At 47.9% G+C, this 5,295-nt stretch carries 4 protein-coding genes; 1 reads left to right on the forward strand and 3 read right to left on the reverse strand.

The genetic code is table 11. The features are described 5' to 3' along the window. Together ACZ25G_RS08325 and spoIVB are read right to left on the reverse strand one after the other, a co-directional pair. A partial coding sequence (locus ACZ25G_RS08325) for a response regulator (RefSeq protein ID WP_463682133.1) occupies positions 1–288 on the reverse strand: 288 nt, incomplete at its 3' end. Between the two features lie 147 nt (positions 289–435). Further along, positions 436–1,680, reverse strand: coding sequence for a SpoIVB peptidase (gene spoIVB, locus ACZ25G_RS08330; protein WP_463682134.1), 1,245 nt, complete (start codon positions 1,678–1,680; stop codon positions 436–438). Between the two features lie 193 nt (positions 1,681–1,873). On the opposite strand from spoIVB, the gene ACZ25G_RS08335 reads away from it, so the two are divergent. After that, the gene (locus tag ACZ25G_RS08335) at positions 1,874–2,215 is read left to right on the forward strand and encodes a hypothetical protein (protein WP_463682135.1); all 342 of its coding nucleotides are present in this window, start codon (positions 1,874–1,876) and stop codon (positions 2,213–2,215) included. Positions 2,216–2,288: 73 nt separating this feature from the next. On the opposite strand, the gene ACZ25G_RS08340 is transcribed toward ACZ25G_RS08335, so the two are convergent. Next, complete coding sequence (locus ACZ25G_RS08340) at positions 2,289–5,096, reverse strand: lectin-like domain-containing protein (protein WP_463682136.1); 2,808 nt, start codon at positions 5,094–5,096, stop codon at positions 2,289–2,291. Positions 5,097–5,295: the final 199 nt, after the last annotated feature.

Consider the following 5,295-nt stretch of genomic DNA (forward strand, 5'->3'; position numbering starts at 1 on the left):
TTGGCGCTCGAACTTTTCGTTGTCAAAGCTGGACATCACCATAAAGATGGGCCGTTTGGGAACAGGCAGTTCCGAAATTTTCTGCATCACTTCCAGGGCATCCAGCTGGGGCATAAAAATATCCATGAGAACAACATCCGGCTCTTCGCTGAGGATGTTGTCCACCACTTTCTGGCCATCTTTGGCAGTGGATAGCACCTCGATCTCATATTTGTGAAACTCGGCGCTACAAAGGTTAATAAAGTCCTTGCTGTCGTCTGCGATTAAAATTTTCAGCTTAATCTGCATTGTCATATCTCCCTTTTTACTAACCAATTTTTTCATGTCCCTAGATTACCATATTTTTCCAAAAATTGCAAGGGGATTGCGCAAATTTTTACCAAAAATTTCTAGTTCCATTTTTATTATAGGATTCTCGCCTGCTAAAGTCAATTCTTACGCGGCATTTGTTTCAGAAAATTCAACATTTTTAGCGCTGGACAGCATATTTTCGGCAAAAATACCGTAGCCTTTTGTCGGATCATTGACAAAAACGTGGGTGACGGCGCCGATAAGCTTGCCATCCTGGATAATGGGACTTCCGCTCATGCCTTGTACAATTCCCCCCGTTTTTGACAGAAGCTGGGGATCGGTGATTTTGACCACCATATTTTTTGTCGGATTGTTGTCGTCGTAATTGACCTCTTCGATCATCACCTCAAATTTTTCCGCGCTCTGTCCATCTAAGGTGGTGATAATCTGAGCTTTCCCCGCCTTGACCTCCTGTTTAAATGCCACCGGCAAGGCTGTTCCCTGGATCAAGGAGGGGTTCTCAATCATGCCGTATACGCCGGTTTCCCCGTTGAGGGATAGCTCACCCAGCTGCTGGCTCTCCACAAAGCCGCCTTTGAGCTCGCCTGGGGAACCTGCTTCTCCCTTTTTAACGCCGGTAATGGTGACGCCTACAATATCCCCGGAAGAAAGAGGCATGATTTTCCCTGTATCTACATCACAGATGGCGTGGCCCAGTCCGCCAAACACTTTGGCAGAGGGATCATAAAAGGTCATGGTGCCGATTCCCGCTGTGGAATCCCGCACCCAGATTCCCGCTTTATACCCCTGCCCGTCGTCAGAGAGGGCGGGATACAGATCGGTATAGAGGGTTTGCCCGTTTCGCTGGTAGGTCACCGAGACGCTCTTCCCTTCACTACCCGCGACGATTTTTCCCACGTCTTCATTGGTATAGACCTTGGCGCCATTCATCTTGACGATGACGTCGCCCACCTTGATCCCCGCGTTTTCGGCGGGGTTGACAGAATTGCCGTTGCAGATCACGTCGCTGGCGCCGATGACCAGCACGCCGTCGGTGAACATCTTGATGCCAAAAGGTGTGCCGCAGACCACCACTTCGGACTGGTCCACCACATTGACCTGGACCTGCTTGACCGGGATCATCCCGAACAACCGCAGTTCCATAGAGTAGGTAGCATTTTCACTGGCGTCCACCTGGGATGTGCCGCTCCGGCTGCTTGAGGTGGACACCGCCTCTATCCAATACTTGGGGTCCAGCTGCAAAGATTGTCCTTTGGATACATAAAATTGATCCGGCAAAGCATACTTACTATAGAACGTCATGGCTGTGAGGGCCAGGGCCATGACGGCTGATAACGCAAAAATAAATTTTGACAGTTTTTTTATCAACTTTGACACCTCCCAAAAAAATTCGCCGCTGCAAAGCCGACGGTATTAATTTGTCCAGATGTCAATTTTATATTTCAGGCAAATTCACCTTGTTTTAGATTTAAAAGGTGATATGATTAAATTAACACCAATAGAGCCCAATTTTGTTAATTTATCATCCAGCGCCCCGCGCTGCTGCCTGGAGGTTGTGTCTGTGAAAGTCGCCGTGGTCGGATCCCGCAGTCTAGCACATCTGCAAGTGGATTTTATTCTGCCCTATATTCCGGAGGACGCCACCGAAATTGTCAGCGGCGGCGCCCGGGGCGTGGATTCCCTGGGGGAATTGGCGGCCAAAGAGCTGGGGCTGAAATTCACCTGTTTCCTCCCCGATTATCATAACTTTGGAAAAATCGCGCCCCTCATACGCAATGAAAAGATTGTGGATTACGCCGATTATGTACTGGCCTTCTGGGATACAAAATCCCGCGGGACCCGCAATACCATCTTGCATTGCATCAAAAAGCAAAAGCCCTTTCGGGTAATTCCCATATGCTAAAAAAATTGTCCGGTTTTAGAAAAACCGGACAATTTTTTTAGTGTTTCTTTCGAAAAAATCTTGCTCATTCCCATTATACTGGTCCGCCAGTTTTTGGGTTCTCCTTTTCACCGGCGGTAGAATGCAAAGCTATTATCCCATCGCCGGAAGCTGTCCATTCCCTTTCAATTCCCCCGCCAGCGACAGAAATTGCGGGAGGCGCCTCATCATCTGCCTCCAAAACAGTCCAATGGGCATATAATGTGGCGTTTTGTGTAAATTTCATGGAATCCGTTACTTTCTCTCCATCGTCTGTATACCAGCCTTCAAACTGATAGCCCGGCCTTTCTGGAACCGGCAGGTTTTTCACCTTTCCTTCTACCGTTGTCATGGCTTCGGGAGAAACAGTTCCTCCATTGGCGTCCAACAGCACTGTAAATTCCCAGGCCCCGTCTGGCTGCTCTTCGCCGAATTCCCCATCGTTGTCACTATCTACAAGGATAACGGGGATCTCTTTCCCATCCACTGTTTTATTAACGACCAATATATCGGTTCCCTTGGAGGATATGGGAAGGGTTTGCTCTTTCTCGCCGTCATCAACCGTAATAATCGCGCCTTCAAGATGCTCTGCGGAGATACGAATGCCTTTTTCAGTCTGTTCCATCTGGAAATCACCAGAGTCTGTCCCCTCTATGGTAAATTGATACCAGGGAAGAACATGGTGCCCTTCATTATAGCAGAGGGAATACAGATAGTCCCCTCCAGCGTTTTCGACTCTCAATGTTCCATCTGATGAAAAGCGCACGCTTCGAGCTTCCCGCGCCTTGGCTGTGATCGCCGTGTTTGGATAGGTCAGAGTGTAACCGATCGGATCGCCCTCCGCCGGGGACAGCTCATATTCCGCGGCGGGGTCAGGCAGTGTGCAATAAAGGTCTCCCCCGAAGGTTAAGTCGCCTTTTTCATTCAAATAAGCGCCTGCTTCATAATAAGAAACAATCCCTGCCTGGCGCTGATCGGTATTTCCATCGATCCGATAGGTAGTATCCTCATACTCCAGATAGGCGGCCGTATCTCTTTCCAAAAGCAGCTGGGCCACATAATTTTGCACCTCTGCGCCATAGTTTTTAATATCCAAAATTTGGGGATCGTCGGTCGCCATCACCAATTTTGTATAATCGCTAAAATGCCACTGATCCGTTCCTGCGTTAAAGTAAAGGTAATCCGGCTCGTTAATTGACGCCATCGGTTGGCTGCAGTTATAAAGCAAAAGCCGGGAATCGTATTCTTCTTGTCCAATCCCGAGGAAGTCTCCTACTTTATAGTCCCCGCGCTCCACTCCATAGCAGACTACGGCATGTCCGCCGCTGTCGTTGGAAACCGCAAGGAGAAATGGATAGCCGCCTTCCGCCACCTCTTCTGCCATTTCTTCTATCTTGGCCAACTGTTCCTCGGTTTCCAAATGCAAAAAAATGGACCGGGCAGAAGCAGAAAGTTCCGTTCTTTGCTGCATATGATAAAAATTAATCATCGATTCCACTCGATCATTATTGGACTTTGGAATCTCGTAAAGCGTGTCCCTTCCATTGGGGAGGTCTCCTGGGTTTAAAATCCCCATCTTTGTGAGGACCACCGTAACGGACATGCCGTAACAGGAACCGTTCCAATCGGAATTTTTGTAATCTTCCACCCTTTCCCTGGTGATATTACTAAGTCCGCTAAGAAGGGCTTGGTAATCTACATTCTCGAGATAATAAGGCTCTCCATCAGGTCCGAAATAGCTACAAGAATTGTTAAAGCCCCACTGATCTGTTCCGAATTGAACAGCATGGTCATTAAAGTTAGATGCGTCCAGATATATATAGTCCGATTTCAGCAACCGGATTTGATCGTCTACTATGGTCAGCACGTCAAAATCAGCCGCTATACTTTCCTGAGGGGCATCGGCATATACCTTCCATTGGGCAGTGCCAACGCCATCCGTCTGAATATCCCCCAAATTCACCGTTGCGGAAGACCCTTCCGCTAAGTCCAGGAGTTCTCCGGGATGAAAGACGGCGTCCACATCCCGGGCTGTAACGCTCATACCGTTGCGTATGGTGGCCGTAATCATATATTCATAGCGGCGTTCCGGATCCTCCTCCGTAGGGCCGGCCAGTTTTTCCTGCGCGAGGGAAACAGAAATAAGGTTTTCGTCGGCTGGCGGCGTTTCGCCTGTGATGGAAATATTCTTTACCGCGTGAAGATTATTTCCTCTTCCGGTAGCCGACGTGATGCCAATCCACCCATATCCTGTTTCTTCCACCTGATAAGAAAATTTCAGTTTTCCGTCCACATAGGCGGAACAAACATAATTTTTTAGTTCTATCTTCAAGTGGTGCCAGGATCCATCCTCTGATTCTGGAAGTTTTTCGGTGATAAGATGGTTGCTTCCAACCTCCCTGACCAAACCAATGTGGTTATAATCGGTTTCATAATAATCCTCCCGCCCCACATTTTTATAGTCCGGGTCATGATAGTCCCAATTATAATAGGTATCCAGTTCCACCCCATAACCTTTGGAGCCGTAAAAGCCCATCTGCCGCCCGTTGCCCATCGTATAATTATAGTCAGCGTAAAAAGCCACAGTAATTCCATCCGCGCCGCCTAGGGGCCTGTCCGGTACTCCCGTATAATAGTCCATTTCCAAAGTAAAATCTTTGGTATAGGGAGTATTGTACCAAATAGAACCGGCCGTCCAAGTCTTATCTTCGGTCAGGATAAAACATTCCTCTTCTTCATCATAATAGGCGTCGGACCACAGCCACTCATTGGGATCGGTATATCCGGCCGACACAGCAGAGAGCGGGCAGGATCCCAATATGAAGGCAAAGCAAAAGAACAGCGCCAATATCCTTTTTCTCATATTATTTTTCCTTCCTTTCCCATAATTTTTATCTAATATTAACATATATTGTGAGATTTTACAACATATATTCAATCACTTCCAAGGATCCCACCGGTATCCTCGCAAATCTACACAGCCGTTTTTTAAAAACTCTATTCCTTCCCCTTCCAGCAGCATCTTTTGTTCCGGCCAGCAGGGTGCCGTTCGACCTTGGCAG

Source organism: Zongyangia sp., assembly GCF_965361945.1.

Excerpts from the sequence above, each read along its gene's own strand:
- ACZ25G_RS08340 (WP_463682136.1), bottom strand. The coding sequence starts at position 5,096 with ATGAGAAAAAGGATATTGGCGCTGTTCTTTTGCTTTGCCTTCATATTG.